Origin of the sequence: Bartonella sp. F02, from assembly GCF_026929975.1 — a bacterium.
GTDB lineage: Bacteria > Pseudomonadota > Alphaproteobacteria > Rhizobiales > Rhizobiaceae > Bartonella.
On the sequence record NZ_JANHOK010000005.1, the window covers coordinates 1 to 19,695 of the forward strand.

The 19,695-nt window shown below is 37.2% G+C and carries 18 protein-coding genes; 7 read left to right on the plus strand and 11 right to left on the minus strand.

From position 1 onward, the window contains the following. Positions 1-64: 64 nt before the first annotated feature. The 10 genes from NPY00_RS04830 to NPY00_RS04875 form a co-directional block, all read right to left on the minus strand. Positions 65-775 (minus strand): type IV secretion system protein, encoded by a 711-nt coding sequence (locus tag NPY00_RS04830; protein ID WP_269020946.1) that lies wholly within the window; start codon positions 773-775, stop codon positions 65-67. Positions 776-1,004: 229 nt separating this feature from the next. Next, complete coding sequence (locus tag NPY00_RS04835; RefSeq protein WP_269020947.1) at positions 1,005-1,700, minus strand: type IV secretion system protein; 696 nt, start codon at positions 1,698-1,700, stop codon at positions 1,005-1,007. Positions 1,701-1,987: 287 nt separating this feature from the next. Then, positions 1,988-2,695, minus strand: coding sequence for a type IV secretion system protein (locus tag NPY00_RS04840; RefSeq protein ID WP_269020948.1), 708 nt, complete (start codon positions 2,693-2,695; stop codon positions 1,988-1,990). Beyond that, positions 2,692-5,163, minus strand: a complete 2,472-nt coding sequence (locus tag NPY00_RS04845) for a VirB4 family type IV secretion/conjugal transfer ATPase (RefSeq protein WP_269020949.1) — start codon at positions 5,161-5,163, stop codon at positions 2,692-2,694. Before NPY00_RS04845 ends, NPY00_RS04840 begins: the two co-directional genes overlap by 4 nt. Continuing rightward, positions 5,160-5,474 carry a type IV secretion system protein VirB3 gene (locus NPY00_RS04850; RefSeq protein WP_269020950.1) on the minus strand — a complete coding sequence of 105 codons (315 nt, stop codon included), beginning with the start codon at positions 5,472-5,474 and terminating at the stop codon, positions 5,160-5,162. The genes NPY00_RS04845 and NPY00_RS04850 overlap by 4 nt, the downstream gene beginning before the upstream one ends. A 12-nt stretch (positions 5,475-5,486) precedes the next feature. Further along, positions 5,487-5,801, minus strand: coding sequence for a TrbC/VirB2 family protein (locus tag NPY00_RS04855; protein WP_269020951.1), 315 nt, complete (start codon positions 5,799-5,801; stop codon positions 5,487-5,489). Between the two features lie 136 nt (positions 5,802-5,937). Next, positions 5,938-6,234, minus strand: a complete 297-nt coding sequence (gene trwL, locus NPY00_RS04860; RefSeq protein WP_269020952.1) for a VirB2 family type IV secretion system major pilin TrwL — start codon at positions 6,232-6,234, stop codon at positions 5,938-5,940. 77 nt (positions 6,235-6,311) lie between these two features. Next, a complete protein-coding gene (gene trwL / locus NPY00_RS04865) occupies positions 6,312-6,632 on the minus strand; it encodes a VirB2 family type IV secretion system major pilin TrwL (protein WP_269020953.1) in 321 nt (106 codons plus the stop codon). A 1-nt stretch (position 6,633) separates the two neighbouring features. Further along, positions 6,634-6,894 (minus strand): KorA family transcriptional regulator, encoded by a 261-nt coding sequence (gene korA, locus NPY00_RS04870; RefSeq protein WP_269020954.1) that lies wholly within the window; start codon positions 6,892-6,894, stop codon positions 6,634-6,636. Positions 6,895-7,020: 126 nt separating this feature from the next. Then, complete coding sequence (locus NPY00_RS04875) at positions 7,021-7,683, minus strand: lytic transglycosylase domain-containing protein (protein WP_269020955.1); 663 nt, start codon at positions 7,681-7,683, stop codon at positions 7,021-7,023. A 714-nt stretch (positions 7,684-8,397) separates the two neighbouring features. Here NPY00_RS04875 and NPY00_RS04880 point away from each other — a divergent pair. Further along, positions 8,398-8,685 (plus strand): H-NS histone family protein, encoded by a 288-nt coding sequence (locus NPY00_RS04880; protein ID WP_269020956.1) that lies wholly within the window; start codon positions 8,398-8,400, stop codon positions 8,683-8,685. 391 nt (positions 8,686-9,076) lie between these two features. Here NPY00_RS04880 and NPY00_RS04885 read toward each other — a convergent pair whose 3' ends face one another. Continuing rightward, on the minus strand, positions 9,077-10,321 hold the full coding sequence (locus tag NPY00_RS04885) for a ubiquinone biosynthesis hydroxylase (protein WP_269020957.1): 1,245 nt from the start codon (positions 10,319-10,321) through the stop codon (positions 9,077-9,079). A 189-nt stretch (positions 10,322-10,510) separates the two neighbouring features. On the opposite strand from NPY00_RS04885, the gene NPY00_RS04890 reads away from it, so the two are divergent. The 6 genes from NPY00_RS04890 (at position 10,511) to NPY00_RS04915 (ending at position 19,266) form a co-directional block, all read left to right on the plus strand. Further along, a complete protein-coding gene (locus NPY00_RS04890; RefSeq protein WP_269020958.1) occupies positions 10,511-12,946 on the plus strand; it encodes an FtsK/SpoIIIE family DNA translocase in 2,436 nt (811 codons plus the stop codon). 108 nt (positions 12,947-13,054) lie between these two features. Then, entirely contained in the window at positions 13,055-13,687 is a 633-nt protein-coding gene (locus tag NPY00_RS04895; protein WP_269020959.1) for a LolA family protein, read from the plus strand. 5 nt (positions 13,688-13,692) lie between these two features. Next, a complete protein-coding gene (locus NPY00_RS04900; RefSeq protein ID WP_269020960.1) occupies positions 13,693-14,499 on the plus strand; it encodes an exodeoxyribonuclease III in 807 nt (268 codons plus the stop codon). Positions 14,500-14,566: 67 nt separating this feature from the next. Further along, positions 14,567-16,045, plus strand: a complete 1,479-nt coding sequence (locus NPY00_RS04905; protein ID WP_269020961.1) for an efflux transporter outer membrane subunit — start codon at positions 14,567-14,569, stop codon at positions 16,043-16,045. Between the two features lie 2 nt (positions 16,046-16,047). Then, positions 16,048-17,280, plus strand: coding sequence for an efflux RND transporter periplasmic adaptor subunit (locus tag NPY00_RS04910; RefSeq protein ID WP_269020962.1), 1,233 nt, complete (start codon positions 16,048-16,050; stop codon positions 17,278-17,280). 3 nt (positions 17,281-17,283) lie between these two features. After that, complete coding sequence (locus NPY00_RS04915) at positions 17,284-19,266, plus strand: MacB family efflux pump subunit (RefSeq protein WP_269020963.1); 1,983 nt, start codon at positions 17,284-17,286, stop codon at positions 19,264-19,266. Positions 19,267-19,695: the final 429 nt, after the last annotated feature.

The window sequence follows — 19,695 nt, forward strand, 5'->3', positions numbered from 1 at the left end:
CGAAATTTGCCTTTTTATCTGCTGAACAGTTCAAATGATAAACAAAAAACTGTCGTCAAATATTTTACTGGATCTTAGGCATGCCCACATTGGCTTTGCTTAAAATCCGCATATTCCGTCTGTATTTTTGTTGACTGATGAGAGTTCGTTCCGCTTTGCGCAAATGAATAACGGCTTGTAATTTTGCGACTTCATTTTGAATCATCGCAAGCTCTCCTTCAATATGAGTTTGCAATTCTGCAATATCTTTTAAACTCTTTGTCTTTTCAATATCCTTCAATAGCTCGTTTATATGCTGAAAACGAGACTCTGTGTTTTCGAAAGATTCTTGACTGATTACTTTATCGGTTGCTGTGGCATATCGACGACGGTGTTCGATTTTTGCGCGCATTTCATTAACAGCCTCAGAAGATGTTTCATCTTGCATAATTTTTTTGAGTGGTGATGATAGATCTGATGAAGAAGATGTATGCAAAGATTGATAAATATTTTCCGGATTCTCAAGAAAAAACAACTTATTCTGCTCTTGTCTGTTTTCAGGAATGTCTGTCTCGTCGAGTTTCAATTTTTTCATGCCGGTTATGGAGTCATATATTTTTCTTTCTATATGTAATTGCCTTTGAAGATCCATAGCTTGCTCTCTCGCTACCTGAAATAAAGACCTCGCAATCTCTTCTTTTTTTCTTGAGTTTTGTGTTGAGTAGTATTTTGTAAGTGCTGAAGTTGGCATTCCAAATGTCACAGCCATGATTATGATCATAACCAGTTTTTTCATGATGCACTCCTTTTAACTTACATATACTTAAAAACAATAGACAATTACATTAATCAATTATTGTTTTTTAATAAACATCAAATGATATGCTTTAATAATCGTGAATTTATTCAGTTATAGAATTAATATGCACGTTTATAAAAATCCATATGAGTAAAATCATAAATTTATATCAACAAAATTCTCTTAATTTAAGCAATGAGATTAGATATTATCACACATCAAGTATTTATTGTATACTTGGCATTGTTGAACTGTTCCTATTTATAATTTTCATCGTATAATCATACACTTTTTCATTGATGTGTTCTTGTTCTGAATCACGGAGGTGAGAAACCGTTTGTAATTTTGTAATTTCATTTTGTATTATAGATGCTTCATTTTCAAGAGCAGCTTGTAATTCTCCCATTCCTTTTAAGTCATGTATTGCGTTCATTTTGTTTAGTAAACTTATAATATAATCGGAACGATTTTTTGCATCTTTCAAAGTTTGTAAACTAACAGTTTTGTCCATTATGATTGCAGAGAGATCACGTTGATCGATTTCTGTACGTATTTTACTGATAGAATCAAAAACTTTTTTCTCTTCTTTTTCGATGAATTGAGCAATATCTGAGTGACGCTTATCAGACTTTTTGTAAATTGATTCTGGTTCCTCAAGGATAAAATAACGATGTTCTCCTTCTTTAATTTTAAACTCATGATTATTTTTTGTTAAGGACTCATCTTGACGACCCAGTAAAGCGTGTTTCTTTTTCTCCCACTCATGCACTTTTCTCAATACTTCGAGTAATTTTATTTCTTTATCAAAGTTGAGGGATCCATATGGAGGAAATTTTATAATTGGAATCACTGAAAATGCGAATGCAGAATTTGATATTGCGAGTATTGCAGTAGCCATTATTGCAACCATTTGTTTTTTCATATTACGCTCCTTTTTGTTTTCATAATTTGCAAAAAAAAACTGAATTAGCGCTTTCTTGAATTATTCTGCAGTTGACAGATGAACGTTTATTAATCTCAGATGTTCTATTCCATTGATGACATTGCTTGATTGTTTTTAGCTTTAATTTCAATATGAAAACCCATCCAAAAATTATTATTTAAATGGTATAATTTACAGGTATAAAACTTTCTGTACATTCCTTTGGATTTTTAAGATTTTACCAAACCATGTTCGTTTCTTTTTTGTAAGAAAGTTGTAAAAATACATCACCTTATCTTAGGCATTTGATTATTGTTACGATGCAGAATTTTTATATTACGCTCGTATTTTTGTTGGTGAATCAATTCTTGCTCAGCGTCATGTAAATGCGCAACCATTTGTAGTTTTGTGACTTCATTTTGTATCATTGCAAGCTCGCTTTTAATGTAAGCTTGCAGCTCAGCAATGCTTTTAAGATCATTAGCATTTTTAGCATTTTTCAATAAGTGCTTGAGGCGATTAAAATTGGCCTGCACTTTTTGAAAAGACTGTAAGCTAATAGCTTTATCAGTCAATGTTGTATATTGGCCACGTTTTTCAATTTGTTGGCGTGCCTGCTCTAGAGAAACAGAAAGTTTCTCTTCTTTTATAATATTTTCTATTGATGTTAATCTTGTTGAGGGATGTCTAGCTCCAGATTGTTTATAGATCCTATTTGTTTCTTTAAGAAAAAAATCATTGTGCTCTTCTGCGAGAGCCGTTAATTGTTTTGTAGGTGCGTTTGTTATAGACGCATAGAATGTATTTCGATCTTTATTTTGCTCTTTGATTACCTCAAGTTTCTCTTTGAATATGTCTAATAATCCAGAAAGGTCAATAGGAGTTTCATAGGATCTGCCCCAAACAAAAGGTGATGAACTAACGTTAAATGCTAATGCTGAGTTTGACACTCCGAAAAGTGACAAAACAACAGCTGTTCCAATCAACTTTTTCACAGTGTATTCCTTTCAGTTTTTACATGTTGTAAAAAAATTGGTAACCATACAGCAGGATCGTCACCAACTTCGGCGATAATAGATTCAACAAGTTCTGCATTATCAGGTGTTCCTGACAAAACGAGAAGTTCATCATCAAAATTTTGTTCTACTGTTTTCCCATCAATCATTATATTAAATTTGCCAAGATTTAATTCTGCAAGTGCAGATTGATCTCCTTGTTTAATAAGAAATTGTCGACTAAATTCCCCCAGACCTTTAATCAATTCAAATTCTGCATCTGTTAATTTGAAACCTTGTGTATAATCTTCGTAGTTTGCTCTAGGATTAGCAAGAAAGATATATGTTGCACACTGTTGAATAAGTGTTTTTGCAATATTACTTTCCAACGCATCACTCGGTTCTTGTGTGGCAAAAACAAAAATACCATTCTGTTTTCGAATAGTTTTTTGTTTATTCTTTGCTAAATCTTCAAAATATGGATCTTGCAAAGGCTTCCAAAACTCATCAAAAATGTACATAAAACGCTGACCAGTAATCATTCCTTCTGTACGGTAAAGGAGATACATCATGACTGGAGTCCGTGTTTCAACATTATCTAAGAATTCAGTAATATCAAAACCATAAATTTGATGTGTCGATAAATCAAGAGCATCACTCGGGTTGTCAAATAACCATCCGTAATCACCACCTTCACACCACTTTATCAAACGCGAATGAACAGACGGGTGCGCATCACGATCATCTAAATGCGGGTTGGGTAAAAATTGCAAAAGCAATGACAAACGGCGCAATGATCGATCAATACTATTGCTCATCAGAGCCATAATCGCTTTGTCAATTTCCTCCTCATCGCGATGTGTAATATCACCACCAGCTTCTGCTAGTTTTTTTACAAATTGTTTAAGGAAAATCAAATTATTTTGTGTTGGAGGAAGCTGAAATGGATTGAAACCACTTGGTTCGCCCATTTTGAGTGGAAGATATCGCCCCCCCATTGCGCGGATGATAATTTCCATGCCTCGATCTTTATCAAAAGCAACAATTGTTGGTTTAAATTTTTGTGCTTGCGCTAACAAGAAACTCAACAAAACAGTTTTACCAGAACCAGATTGCCCAATGAGCGCTGTATTTCCAAGTAATCGTTTGTCAGTTGCATCTTCTTCAAGCCGAGAGGCATGAAAATTGAAATAAAGAGGTGTTTTACTAACTGTCTTAAAAATTGTAACGGCTGGTCCCCACGGGTTCCCTGTCGGTTTTCCCGACATGAAGTTATGAAAAGATGAAAATGATAAAAAATTAAGTGATGTAATCGGTGCAGGACGTGGCCGCCATTGCCAATTTGCAGGAAGTTGTGCCCAATAGCCAGCTTCTATCGCTAGATCGACCGGCTTTGGAAAGACTCCAACATCTAGCAAGGCTGCATTCGCTTTAGCCATATAATCACGTACTTCTTGGATTGTATTGCCATAAATCATGAGTGTGCAATGATGCTCACCCATGACAAAATGCCCACTGATAAGTTGGTTCAATGCCTCATCAATTTGCGTAATTTGACTTGTAGCGACATCGCGGGCATCAATAAGGTTGCGCTGATGTCTTTGTAAATAATCTTTGGCGGCATGTCGTGATAAAATAGAAAAACTCTGCGTTAGTATAAATTCAAAGTCACTTTCTAAAAGGACATTAAATTGCCCCGGTTTTGTTGTGTCATTATATTCTTTAATTTCAATCATTCCGAACCGGCGAATTCCAGTAGTCGTACGGACCTCACCAACAGCACCCCATTTTGAAAAAAAAGGCCGATTGACAGCCATGTAATCAGCAAAACGGTCACGACAAATTGGCATGGGACGGTGTTCGCCATTAATGAGCAAACTCAAAAATTCAAGAGCAGAAGAATACGAATAACCATCTTTTTCATACACTCCAAGCAATTCTGCTCCATAACGTTTTAATGATTGGCCGAGAGTGTGATTAATATCATCGAGAACTTTAATGCATGTCTCTTGTCTTAGCTTTTTTTGTTCAAGTGTTTCACGCTCATGTTGAGCAAAAAAAGACATAATCTTGTCGGCAACAGGTCTATAAACAATTGTTAAATATAAATCATTGACCATCAAATTATAGCCAGTAAAGCTATGCCGATATTTTTCATCAAGCTGGTAGCAAAATACTTTATCGAAGGTTGAATCAGGATATTCATAAACACGACGACGTACAATATGTGTCCAAAGAGATAAATTTGCTGACGCAATACCGCGCAACATATTATTTAATTCTTTTGCCCATTGAAAAATATCTTCTTCTGAAGCACTTTGGTATGAACGTCCATCAATTTTCCAAACCGACAAATACTCCGCATTTTTTGTAGAAATAATTGTATCTGTAATGTGGTGCGAATAAGGAAGATAAAAGCTAACAGGCGTTTCTGACTTGAGTAGCTTATTGTTTTCAACAGCGCTCATAATGGTCTCCTTTTACGGTAATCAGAAGGATTATAACTCGAAGCACCCCAAAAACTTTTATTGCGATTTCGAAGTTTAGTATCGATCCATAACCACCAAATACGAAATGCTTTATCATCATTCTTTGTAACTTGTGCCATGATAAACCATAAGGGGAGTGCCATAAGCCACCAAAAGAGACTTATCGTCATAGCAAGAACAGCTACACCCATGATCATCATCATGAGTGGAACCATGGGAACACCCCAAATAACTGGAACACGCGTTGCTCCTTTAAATAAAGGAAATGCCTCAGGTTTTGACGGTCTCATAGATAACTCCAATTATGCGATATGGAAAAGCAAATTAGTAATATAATATGCCAACCCAGCAATGATGATACTAATTGCCCATCGTATAAATGTGCTTTTTTTAATAAGACGAAATAAATAGCCGATAAGAAGGCACAAAAGAATGATACCAGCAATAATAGGAACAATCGTATCAAGCCCTGCTTGTATATCTCTCAAAATATCTCTTATACCACTTGCGGGTTCTGCATAAACAGGTTGAATAATTAAAAACAGAATTACAGATGCAAAAGAAACAGCTATTTTTTTCGTGTTAAACATTATTTGAAAAGATCTAGGTTTTTTCATTTTTATTCTCCTAAAAAATTGTCTCAAATAATATCTCTGCCACAACGCACATAAAAAACTGACACATATTAAATTACTAAATATGAACACTTTTTTGAAGGAAGAAAACCAATTTATAACAGCGTTATAGTCAGCTCTAACTACCGTCAAAAAGCATAGATGTAATCTGGAGGGCAGAACCAGCAACGATCACACCAATGCCCCAACGTATAAATGTATCTTTTTCTATAAATCGACCTGCATAACCAATAGCTAATCCTATAAGAATAACAGTTGCAGCAATAGGAACAATTGTTTTCAGTTCGGTCTGTATTTCGTTTAAAATGTTTCGCGCTTTTTCTAATCTTGCATACGCAGGATGCGCCATTAAAAATACAATCATTCCTGCAAAAAACGCGACAATGTTGTCGTTAATTTCAGATTTCTGTCCCATGTTTATTCTCACTGACGACTGATTTTTTACAAAACACGATGTTTAATCACAAAATTATGTTTCATAATTAAACTTTGTCAGCCCTTATAGAGCATAGATGTAATTTGGAGGGCAGAGCCCGCAATGACCACACCGATTCCCCAACGCACAAATGTGTTCTTTTCTATGAACCGACCCGCGTAACCAATAGCTAATCCTATAAGAATAACAGTTGCAGCAATAGGAACAATTGCTTGCAGTTCGGTCTGTATTTCGTTTAAAGCATTTGTAGCTTTAACCAGTCTCTTCTGTTGAGATTGTGCACATACAGGATAATTCATTAGAGATACAGCTATCGTTGAGACAGCAACAGTCACCTTGTTGTTAATCTTTATTTTAAGATTATTAAATTGTTTCATATTATTTATCCTCGTTAAGACTAAATTTTCCACAAACAACACCTCTTTCTTCAAGGAATTTAAAAAGATACTTTGGATTAGCCCAAGTTCTTAACTTTCCTCTCTGTGTAAGAAGAGCATATTTATTGGGCTTTTTTGTTACTGGATTATCCGCAACAAATGTGAAGTACCATTCCTTTTCTGAACGCATTACAATTGTAACTTCTCTCACTGCTTTTTGATTAAACGCTATATCAACACTACGTTGCTCTATCATTTTCATTGTTAGGACCCTTAAGTTTAAAAGATTCTACCCAATTTTATAAATTAGAGCCTAATAATCTCTTATCTATTCTCTATCATTATATTTTATCAAAATTATATTTTTAACGTATAAATGCAACAATGCTCATCTCCTGTTATTTCCGGATGAAAAGATATCTGTTGCTGTAAAAACATCACTCACATTATCTACCTTACCTGTGAATGCATCCGTAAGTTCTTCACGAGATTGAACAAATATTGCTGCTTTAAAAGCATGTTCTTTTTCTGTAGTATAATGTTGCACTGTTTTTTGCTTTTTTTCATCGACAGGAACAAGCGCGGGGATATTAACGTCGACATGAGAGGAAACTTTTTGCACATAACCATTGGCAAGACCTCGCTTAAAATTTCCTGTGTTATAACAGCTTAATGCCGCACGTAGTGCAGCTTGTCCTGCGCTATGTGTGGAAAGAGCACGTTTGTAACAATCTACAAGTACAGCTTGCAGAGCTTTGAGATTTTTACAAGGATCAAATAAATCAGAAAGCGACATTTTAAGCCATTCAAGATTTTTAATATTTATTTGCCCAAGGCCGACATCAAAATTATATCCAGCATTTTTTAATTGCTGAGCCATGGTCACAGCTTCTTCAAGTGTAGATGGTTGACGCGGTAATTTATAATTGCCGTTAACGCCTATTGCATAAATATTCCCTTGCGATTCTTGAGTAATAATAGCCGAAATCGTCGTCGGATGAACAGCAGGCGCACATGTTGCTGCAAGCATTATAAAGTCTGATAAAGCCATTAGCACCTCACTCGATGATAGAAAACTTTATCTATACAAGTACTAATTGCACATAAACTTTTCAGAAGTTCATCAGCGATATAACTCGAAACAAAGACTTTTAACCTATTACCGCAGTTCTGAAAAACATACCGAGCACATGTTTCTATGCCGCTAGTAATGTATGCGCGTAAACAACACCAATCATTCCAACGAGAGACTTTTTGAAAGATGCAACAAAAGAAGTTTAAACGAAGCCATAACCAATTTTTCTGATTCATTGAGGCAAAAGACGCAACAGAAGAACTCTTTTTTGATTTATCTTTTTGTTGTCCACAAAGGATGCACATCACTTGCGTGCAAAAACACAAAAGACACTCAAAAAAAATCAGAAATTTATCCTCGGAGTGGGACTTGTTCTTTCTAAAAAGTTGCCATAATTTATAAGCTGGTGGTTTATATTTACTTCTAATGGTATGTTCATGAAAGCCAAAAAAAGACAACAATACCCCGATGCTCAAATTGTCAACTCTTAAAGCTGAACCCAAAAAAGAGACATCGGTAATATCCGAAACAGAAATAAAAGAACTTTTGCGGCTCAAAACACGAACTCCATAAAAGTAATATATTCATCATAACGTTAATTTTGAAAGCTAATTAAGTAGGCAAAAATTGTCTAGAATTGTGTTTAAAATATGACAAATCGCAATTCTTTTTAGCAAAGGGAGTAAAAAGGTGAGTGATTTAAAAAACATGAATCCTGATGAGCTACGGGAAATGCGGGCTAAAATTGATGCAGAACTGAGAAAACGGCAACTGAAAGAAAAAAAAGAAGCACAGAGAAAAATTCTTGAAATTGCTAACACGCATGGAATTGATATTGCTGATCTTGTGGGAAAAGAGCGTTATTATAGAAACCCTGATAATCAATGGGAATTATGGAATGGGCGTGGACGTAAACCAAAGTGGGTTAAAGAGTGGTTAGAGAATGGTTATTGGCTTGAAGAATTAGAAGTACCCTAACAGCTATATAATATTCAAAAAATAGAAAAAAATAGAATATGTCTTAACTGATGAGAGAATGTGTTAGAAGACAAAGTGATCAATCATCCTTGTGATGATAAAAATGTCTATGAGATTGATTGTGAGAGTATCGTCCTATGCTTTTTTGGGGAGTATGGAATTTGACATGTTTTTTTATACTCGGTGTTGTCGTGGATGATGTGAGACAATTGAGCGTGTTTGAAAAAAACGTTTAAAGAGTTGAGAGGGTGTTGATCTTTGTGGTTTGTGTTTTTAGAAATTTTCAAAGCAATATTTCTATTGAAGATGTAATATTTTATTTTGAGAAAAGTGTAAGTTGTTTGCACAGTGTTAATAGAAGCAAAGAGAAGCGTTTTATATTCTTTTCACTTTAAAGAGGAAGGCCGCGTAAAAGACGTGGCGCATTATGAGTAAGACCCGAAGCCTCTTGAATAAAATATTTTTTCATTTTTGGCATACGATTGACAACTCCAAGGCCAATATCGCGGAGCATGCGTAAAGAAACAAGATCATTTGAAAAAAGTGTGTTGAGGAAATCATTACTAAAAGCCATGCGGACGATTTCAAAACGCCGCCAGCTTTGATAACGTTCAAGAGTGGTGAGAGATCCGATATCAAGACCCAATCGTGCTGTTTCAATAATGATTTCAGCTAAAGCAGCACTATCCCGTAATCCTAAATTCAATCCTTGTCCTGCAAGGGGATGGATCATATGAGCGGCATCACCAATGAGAGCAAAGCGTGGTTTAATATAATTGTGCGCTAAAGAAAGAGTGAGAGGAAAAGCGTGTCGTTCTCCGTTCCAGGTTAATTGCCCGAGGCGGCAGCCAATACGTTTTTCGATTTCTGTTTCAAAAAGAAGAGGATCAGCCTTGAGATAGGATTGAGCTATTGTAGATTGCTCACTCCAGACAATGGCTGAGCGATTTCCTTTGAGTGGTAAAAGAGCAAAAGGACCTCCAGGTAAAAAATGTTGCGTTGCTTGGCCATGATGAGGAAATTCATGCTCGATAGTGCATAGGATTGCTGTTTGTTCGTAGGGTCGTGAAAATTTTTTAAGGTTTGCTTTTTCGCGTAATTGAGAGCGGGCGCCATCGGCGGCAACAAGCAATTTTGTTTGCCAGATTTCGTCATTGCTTAAAGTAACGATTGTGTGTTGAGTTTCTTGATGAAAATTGATAACGCGTACATTTTCGATAAAAAGAATATTAAGATCTTTTGCTCGCTTTTTTAAAACATGAGTCAGTGTTTTATGTTCAATCATAGCGGCAAAGGGTTCATTGGGAGCGACATTGCCTTCAAATGTTAAAAAAATTGGTTTAACAGGATCATTCGTACGGGCATCTGTGATAATCATTGAATGAATAGGTTGTGTATAGGCTTTGATATCGTCCCAACAGTGTAATTGTTTAAACATGCGAATAGAGGCAGCAGCAAGGGCAAAAGCCTGTATATTGGAAGTTGAAGATGCATTTTGAGAGGATGCATCAACAAGAGTGACTTTAAGCGCAGGCGCGGCTTGTTTGAGCGCTATTGCAAGGGTTAAACCAACGACTGCACCACCTGCGATAACAATATCACAGTGTTTTATTGTTTTATTAAGATTAGAAAGCACTAGTTTTGTTCCAATTTATTCGCAGTTTATATAATTTTTAAACAAACTTGATATTTAATATCATTTTTTGTGCAATCTTAAAGGAAAATTATTACGATTCCAGTGTGTAAGCTCTATTAATATATTTGTACTATGATGGGAGTGAGATATAATTTTATGAATAATAAGTTTTATATTTGGAATTGATAGATGCGCCAAGATTTTTCTCCGTATGATTTATCAGACGCGAAAGACGATCAGGGTTCGCGGATTATGAGCATCTTTTTGCGCCAAATAGGTGCATTCATTGGGCTTGGTGTTTTTGCTTTTATTGTTTTTTGCGTTTTATCTTTAGCAACTTGGAATATTGCGGATCCTTCATTTACTTCTGCTAATGCAAATAAAATAACAAACCTTATGGGGCGGAATGGAGCGATTTTTGCTGATTTTGCTCTGCAGTTTTTTGGTTTGGCAAGTCTTGGTGTTTTATTACCACCATTGTTTTGGTCCTTTTTATTGATGGCTCAAAAAGAGATCTCTAATCTGATTTTGCGCTTGTTTTGGTGGGGGATATCAACCATTCATTTTTTAGTTGTTTTTGCTTTAATGACACCTGTGACATCTTTTGCTTATTGGCCATTGCCGATGGGACTTGGAGGTATTTTGGGAGATGAAATTTTAAAAATTATTTCTGCTTTTTTATCCTTCTCTCTTTCTTCTGCGCAAAGTGTGTTATTAGGAATTTTTCTTGCTCCTATAAGTTTTTTTATGGCAGCTCTTTCTGGTAATGTTGTGCTACGACGCTTGGGAGGGAAACATAAAGGAAAAAAAGTTTTAAGTGAAAAAAATGTGGAGCCTGTTTTTGATATATCAGAAGAGGAAGAAGAATCTGGGTCTGAAGTACGATTCGGTTTTTTTGCAACGATTTTTGGAGCAGTTTTGCATTTTTTGTATTTTTTACAAGCTTGGTTCGGTCGTCTATTCTCATTGAAAAGCTCGTCTAGTAAAAAAGAAAAATCGTTTGATCGAGTCGAGCCTGTTTTTGTCGAAGAAAAGAAAGAGAGCAAAAGATCTCACAGCAAGACGTCAGCTTCTGTTCCGAAAAACCGTGGTTTTGAATCTTTATCATCTTTGTCAAATGGAGAATTTACACTTCCTCTTTTGGATTATCTTTCTGTTCCACCGCCAATTATCAAGGATGCAAAATTATCTCCTAATGTTTTGAAGGCCAATTCCCATGAATTGGAAAATATTTTACTCGATTTTGGCGTTAAAGGAAAAATTATCAATGTACGTCCTGGTCCGGTTGTGACATTGTATGAATTTGAACCAGCTGCAGGAATTAAATCGTCACGTGTTATTGGTCTAGCCGATGATATTGCACGTTCAATGCGTGCGATTTCTGCGCGCGTCGCTGTTGTTCCAGGGCGCAATGTAATTGGGATAGAGCTGCCTAATGCAACGCGTGAGATGGTTTATCTGAGAGAAATTCTGCAAGCACAGGAATTTTTTGACAATAAAGCAAAGCTCGGTCTTGCTTTGGGAAAAACCATAGGAGGTGAAACTGTTATCGCAGATTTAGCCAAAATGCCTCACCTTTTAGTTGCTGGAACAACGGGATCAGGAAAATCTGTTGCTATTAATACTATGATTTTGTCTTTGCTTTATCGTATGACACCTGAGCAATGTCGTTTAATTATGGTGGATCCTAAAATGCTTGAGCTTTCAATTTACGATGGGATCCCACATTTATTGACGCCGGTGGTGACAGATCCTAAAAAAGCCGTGATTGCACTTAAGTGGGCTGTGCGTGAAATGGAAGAACGCTATAGCAAAATGTCAAAAATGGGCGTGCGCAATATTGATGGCTTTAATGCTCGTTTAAAAGATGCGCAAAAGCAAGGAAAAGCAATGGAACGGACGGTTCAAGTTGGTTTTGATCATAAAACTGGAGAGCCGCTCTATGAGACAGAAACACTTGATTTAAATCCTATGCCTTATATCGTTGTCATTATTGATGAAATGGCAGATTTGATGATGGTTGCAGGAAAAGATATTGAAGGAGCCGTTCAACGTTTGGCACAAATGGCGCGTGCTGCTGGCATTCATGTGATTATGGCAACACAGCGTCCTTCCGTCGATGTGATTACAGGAACAATTAAAGCGAATTTCCCAACGCGTATTTCTTTTTCTGTAAGTTCAAAGATTGATAGTCGGACAATTCTTGGTGAACAAGGAGCGGAACAATTATTAGGGCAAGGAGATATGCTCTTTATGATGAGCGGAGGGCGTGTTCAGCGTGTTCACGGACCTTTTGTTGCGGATGATGAGGTTGAACAGGTTGTTGCACATCTCAAAGCACAAGCGTTGCCTGATTATTTGGAAAATATTACTCAAGAAACTGAAGAACATGGAATAGATGTTTCACTGACTTCTTCTTCCGCAGATGATCCTTATAGTCAAGCTGTTGCAATTGTTCTTCGTGATCGAAAAGCCTCTACCTCTTATATTCAGCGTCGTTTAGGAATTGGTTATAACCGTGCTGCTACACTCATTGAACGTATGGAAGAAGAAGGAATTATTAGTCCAGCAAATCATGCAGGAAGGCGAGAAATTTTAGTTCCTGCTGAAGAAGAACCATTTTGAAATGAAAGTTTTGTGAGTATTGTCAAACAATATTCTATGAAGGGTATTGTTTTATTATTTCTTATGTCATCTTAAAAAGAGAACAAAGATGATGGAGGATAAGTGTTAATGGAGATATATTTTTTCTTGAGACGAGGAGTAGTTTATTTTTATGGAAGCATTGTTTTTGGAGTATTGATACTCTCTTCTCTTGCACATGCGTCGAGTCGTATGGAACGTGCGCAAAATGTTGCCAATCATTTTGCGGCTATGAAGACAATGACAGGTGATTTTATTCAGTTTAATCCAAAAGGAAAAATATATGAAGGAACATTTTATTTAGAGCGTCCGGGAAAGATTCGTTTTAGTTATAAAGGAGTTCCTTTACAGATTATCGCAGATGGTCGGTTTGTGGGAGTTAATAATCGTGCATTGAATACCTGGAGTTTTTATCCTCTTTCTCAAACACCGATGCAATTTTTGCTGAGCAATAAAATTGATTTATCATCAGGACATTTATTAACTCTTCATGAAACTCCAGGAGCAATAACAATTATTTTGCGAGATAAGACAATTGGTAAAGGGTATATAAAAATGATTTTTGATGCGAAAAATTATGCATTACGACAATGGACAATTGTTGATTCGCAGAATTTGGAAACCACTGTTCAAATTATGAATGTGCGCACAGGCGTGAGATTTGTTGATTACATGTTCAAGATTCCTCATAAAAATATTTCAGTATCGCATCATCGGAATTAAGGCAGATGTTTTTTCGGATTGCTACTTGGAATATTAACTCTATTCGCTTGCGTCTTTCACAGGTATTGAAATATTTGGAGATATTTCCAGCAGATCTTTTGTGTTTGCAAGAAACAAAATGTCCAGATCATTTGTTTCCACGGGAAGCTTTCGAAGCAGCAGGGTATAAACATATCGCTTTAAATGGTCAAAAATCTTATCATGGTGTGGCAATTATATCTCGTTTTCCTTTTTTGAGTGTGGAAAAGCGCTCTTTTTGTCAAAAAGAAGATTGCCGTTATCTTTCCGTCGTTATTGACTTGTATGGAACAAAATTACGAATTCATAATTTTTATGTTCCTGCTGGTGGAGATATTCCAGATGCAAATGTCAATGAAAAGTTTCGTCATAAGCTTGATTTTTTAGATGAAATGTCGTCTATTTATGCGAATCAGGGTGATGGTTTATCCTCTCTTTTGGTAGGTGATTTAAATATTGCTCCTCTAGCAGATGATGTTTGGTCTCATAAACAATTATTAAAGGTGGTGAGTCATACACCGATCGAGACTGAACGTTTACAGTCTCTGTGTAATGAGGGAGGATGGGTCGATCTGATGCGAGTGCGTTTTCCAGTCCCCACTAAATTGTACACGTGGTGGAGTTATCGTGCGCGAAATTGGGAGCTTGCTAATCGTGGTCGACGGCTTGATCATATTTGGGCTTCTCCAGATTTAGTGCATTCTATGACTGATTTGTCAATTTTTCGTACAGCAAGAGGGTGGTCTCAACCTTCAGATCACGTTCCGGTACAAACTTTATTTGATTTTTTATGAAAAGTTTGAAATAAAACGCTTCAGTTAAAAACGGAATGGATTTATTTCAGAAAATACAGGAGAGTAAATGCACATTAGTAATCTAAAGTGGGTTGCTTCAAAAGGTTTTTTGTCTATTGTTTTTCCTTGCCTTATTGTTTTGTCAGGGTGTGTTGTTGGTCCTAATTATCGTAAGACATCTTTTGTGGTGCCAACAGGTTGGGGGCAAAAATCTGCGAACATATCTGAAAATCCAGCGATGCTTGCTGGATGGTGGCGGCGTTTTAATGATCCTGTTTTGAATGAACTAATGAATGATGCTATTTCGAGCAATAATAATGTTGCTGTTGCCAAAGCACGGGTTCGTGAAGCTCGCGCGAGTTTGGGGCAAGCTGTAGGACGGCTTTTACCCAGCCTTTCGAGTGGAATTTCAGGGAATCGTAGTGCTCAAAGTTCTGATGTAGCTTTGAACCACTACAGAAGTAGTTTGGATGCGAGTTGGGAGCTTGATCTTTTCGGAGGGCATAAGCGTGCCGTTGAAGCAGCGCGTTATGGTCTTGAAGGGGCTGTGGAAGAGATGCGGGCGACAATGGTCACGCTGTTAGGAGATGTTGCAACAAATTATGTCGAAATGCGTGGGTGGCAACAAAAATTATTGATCGTTCGTCAAATTGCAACATCCCAGCGGAAAACTTTTGAACTCATTCAAGCTCAATTAAAAGTTGGTGATGCTTCGATCCTTGATGTTTCAAATGCACAAGCACAAATGATTAATACGGAAGCGGATATTTCACAAATGGAAGCCAATTTGGCAATGAGTATTCATCGGCTTTCTGTATTAACGGGGCGTGTTCCTACAGCTTTAAGGCCTCTTTTACAGAGAAATGCTCAGAAAATGCAGCTTCCACAACCGATATGGCCGGTATCAACAGGAATTCCAGCTGATATTCTTCTGAATCGTCCAGATTTACGGCGTGCAGAACGTCAATATGCGCAGGCTACAGCACGGATTGGTCAGTATGAAGCAGAGCGTTATCCATCGCTAAGCTTAACAGGCAATATTTCAACGGCGGCGGCAACAGTGGGTCACTTGTGGCAAAGCTCAACAATTGGGTGGTCGTTTGGTCCTAATCTTCGTTTTCCTTTCTTTAATGGAGGACAGATTGTAGCATCTGTTGCTATGGCACGTGCTCAGCGTGATCAGGCTTTTATTGCTTATAGAGCCGCTGTATTGGGTGCTTTAGAAGATGTTGAAAATGCGCTTGTGAGACTCAATAAACAACAAAAACATTTAGAAAAATTGATAGCTGCAAATGCTGCTTATGAGCGTTCATTGAAGCTTTCACAGCGTCTTTTTGAAAATGGAAGTATTAGTTCCTTTGAATTATTAAATGCAAGTCGTGCCTATTATTCTTCGCAAATGGCAGTGAAAGATAGTCGCATTGCTTTGGCTATCCATTATATTGCTTTGATGAAAGCTTTGGGGGGTGGTTGGGATGGTACAGTTGATGTATCACGTCCAGAAATTGTTGACAATGTTCCGCGTTCGCAAATGAAGGTGAAGTAAAGATGAAACGTTTATTGATTAAGATAAAAAATGGAATCATGAAACGAAAAAAACTTTCCTTATTTTTAGCAATCCCCTCTCTTATCATTGTGTTATTATTTGTTCGTTCTTGTGTTTTTGGAACAAAGGCGACAGTTTATATGACAGCGGTTGTCAAGCGTGGAGATATTGAAGAAAGTGTTTTAGCTTCTGGCATTGTTCGTCCTTCTCGGTTGGTTGCTGTTGGTGCACGTGCAACGGGACGTGTTGTTGCAATGCATGTTGTTCCAGGAAGCATTGTCAAGGAAGGGGATCTCTTGGCAGAAATTGATCCTACCGATCAAGAAAATGATTTAAAAAGAAGAAAAGCAGCCTTGGCTCATTATCATGCTCGTTTGACTGAACAGGAAACTTATCTTTCTCTTGCACAGACAAAATTAGAACGTCAGAAAAATATGAGTGAGATTCGTGCAGTTTCTCAGGCAAGTTTAGATGATGCGATTGCTCAGGTGAAAATCCATGAGGCGCAGATCGCACAGCTGAAAGAGCAGATTATGCAAGCACAAATTGATGTGGAGAGTGCAGAGGTTAATTTAGGGTATACGCGTGTGGTCGCGCCTTCTTCAGGAACGGTTTTAGAAACTGTCGTTGAAGAAGGACAAAACATTAATGCTGTTCAATCAGCACCAACAATTGTTATCTTAGGTGACTTGTCAAAAATGACAATTAAAGCCAAAATTTCAGAAGCCGATATTTTAAAAGTGCGTGCTGGACAACCAATTTATTTTACAGTGCTCGGAAATTCAAAGCGCCGTTATGAAGGAATATTAGAGAGAGTCGATCCTGCGCCGGAATCAATTCGTGCAGATGAAAGTATTAATCCAGGTATAATAGGTGGTTCGAGTGCTTTAGCATCCTCAGCAATTTATTATAATGGACTTGTTCGTGTTGACAATGCGGATGATTCTTTACGCACGTATATGACAGCTCAAGTTCATATTATATTAGGACGCTCTCAAAATGTATTATTGGTTCCAAGTGATGCTTTACGAGATGAAACGCAAGAGCATAAAGCATGGGTTCAACTGTTGGTTGGCAATAACAACATAGTGGCTAAACAAGTCACTGTTGGGCTGAATAATAAAGTGATGGCTGAAATTGTATCGGGCCTCAATGAGGGTGATGTGGTTATTACAGGGTCGCGTGATGGACTCATGATCGCCTCTCCTGATGTCCATAATGAAGATGAGATCTAAAGCATGAGAACAGAGCAAAAAGATGCCATTCTTGTTTTGGAAAATGTAACGCGTGAATTTTGCATAGGTGAAATACCAGTTGCGGCTTTAAAAAACATCAATCTAACCATTAAGCGTGGTGAAATGGTGGCTATTGTCGGACCATCAGGGTCAGGAAAATCCACATTGATGAATATTTTAGGGTGCTTGGATCGAGCAAGTTCTGGGCGTTATCTGATTTCAGGAAAAGAAACAGCTTCACTTTCAGCAAATGAATTATCTGCTTTGCGGCGTAATCATTTTGGATTTATCTTTCAACGGTATCATTTGTTGAGTGCACTGACAGCTCTTGGAAATGTTGAAATTCCAGCTATTTATGCAGGATGTGCATCGGCAACAAGAAAAAAACGTGCACAGAGTATTTTAACACGTTTAGGGATGCATGATCGGATCAATCATTATCCTAATCAACTATCTGGTGGTCAGCAACAGAGAGTATCAATTGCACGTGCTTTAATAAATAATGCTGATGTTATTCTTGCAGATGAACCAACCGGTGCGTTAGATCGACAAAGTGGTCAAGAAGTCTTGCGTATTTTGGAGGAATTGAATCAAGAAGGTCGGACAATTGTTATTGTAACGCACGATATGCACGTGGCTGAAAGAGCTAATCGTATTATTGAAATTAGTGACGGAGAAATTGTCGCTGATCGTTTATCAAAGACCGAAAAAGTCAAAAATTCTGATCCGATTTTATATCAGCAAGAAGATATGAAAAATGAAAAAGAGCTTGGATTTTTTCGTTCTTTGTTTGATCGTTTTCGTGAAGCATTTATCATGGCTTTATTGGCAATGGGTGCGCATAAAATGCGTGCTTTTTTAACAATGCTTGGAGTGATTATCGGAATTGGGTCGGTTATTGCGATGGTCGCTATAGGGAATGGAACGCAAGAAAAAGTTTTAGAGAGTTTTCAGGGCTTGGGCTCTAATACATTAACCATTTTTCCTGGGAAAAACTTTTCTGATCCTAATTCAGAAAAAATAACCAGTTTGGTTGAGGCAGATGCAGAGGCTTTATCAAAGTTCCCTTATGTTGCTGGTGTGACACCTCAGATGTCTGTAGGATCAACGATTACGAATGAGGCAGTTGAAGCGAATGCTGTGATCATGGGTGTGGGCGAGCAATTTTTTCAGACAGAAGGTCTTAAAGCGGTCGAAGGACGGTTATTTGATCAACAAAGTGTACATGATCGTGCTGTAGATTTAATTATCGAAAAAGAGGCAGTTTCTGTTCTTTTCCCGAAGAGTCATGAAAGTCCTATCGGGAAAGTTGTCCGAGTGGGGCAAGTGCTTGCGCGGATTATTGGGGTTGTTGCTCCTAAAGATCATGGAGGTTTATCAAATACACTTCAGGTTTATTTGCCTTATACAACAGTACAAACGCGTTTTCTTGGAACAACAACTGTTCGAGCGATTACGCTTAAGATTGCAGATGGGGTTGATTCACAATTAGCCCAAGAGACTGTACGACGTTTTTTAATTATGCGCCATGGTGAAGAGGACTTTTTCATTAGAAATTCAGAGTCATTTAGGAAGCGTGTCATGGAAAGTACGCATGTTTTAACGATTTTAGTGTCTTCAATTGCAGCGATTTCATTGATCGTTGGTGGTATTGGGGTGATGAATATTATGTTGGTGACTGTTTCTGAACGGGTTAGTGAAATTGGAGTTCGCATGGCAATAGGTGCGCGCAAGAGTGATATTTTGCAGCAATTTTTAATCGAATCTATTTTAATTTGTGTGATTGGTGGGGCGATTGGAGTGCTTCTTGCTTTTTTAATTGGCGGGTTGTTTGCTCTTTTTGATGCACCTATTCGGTTGATTTATTCAGCAAATTTGATTTTCATGGCTTTTCTTTTTTCAACATATATAGGAGTGTTTTTTGGGTTTGCGCCAGCGCGGAAGGCTTCAAATCTGGATCCTATTGTTGCACTTGCACGAGATTAATTATCTATTCAAGAATATGTGTGGCACTGATATGATCGATTTTAGATGCGCTAGAGAGTTTTGATAAAAAACTCTCTGAGAGAGAGTGTAGAGTCACGAAGATAATATTTTGTTTACAGCACGAGAGAAGAAAACAGCTTCAAACAATTGAAAATGTATATGTTGTGATCGATGTTTAACGTATCACTGTTTTCCGTTGATTGTTTTGTAAGCGGTGTTTTACATCTTTAAATAATCTTTTTGTTAAAGGCATCATCAGAGACCCTTTTGTGAAGGTTTTTTGATGATTTTGTCAGAGAAGGTGTTGGGACAGAAAACGGATGCTATAAAGTGTTAATCGTCATTATTTAAAATTTTTCATAAATAAAAAAGAGTCATATCTTACTCGTTTTCAAGATGCATCCAATGTTTATTCTTCAGAAGATAAAA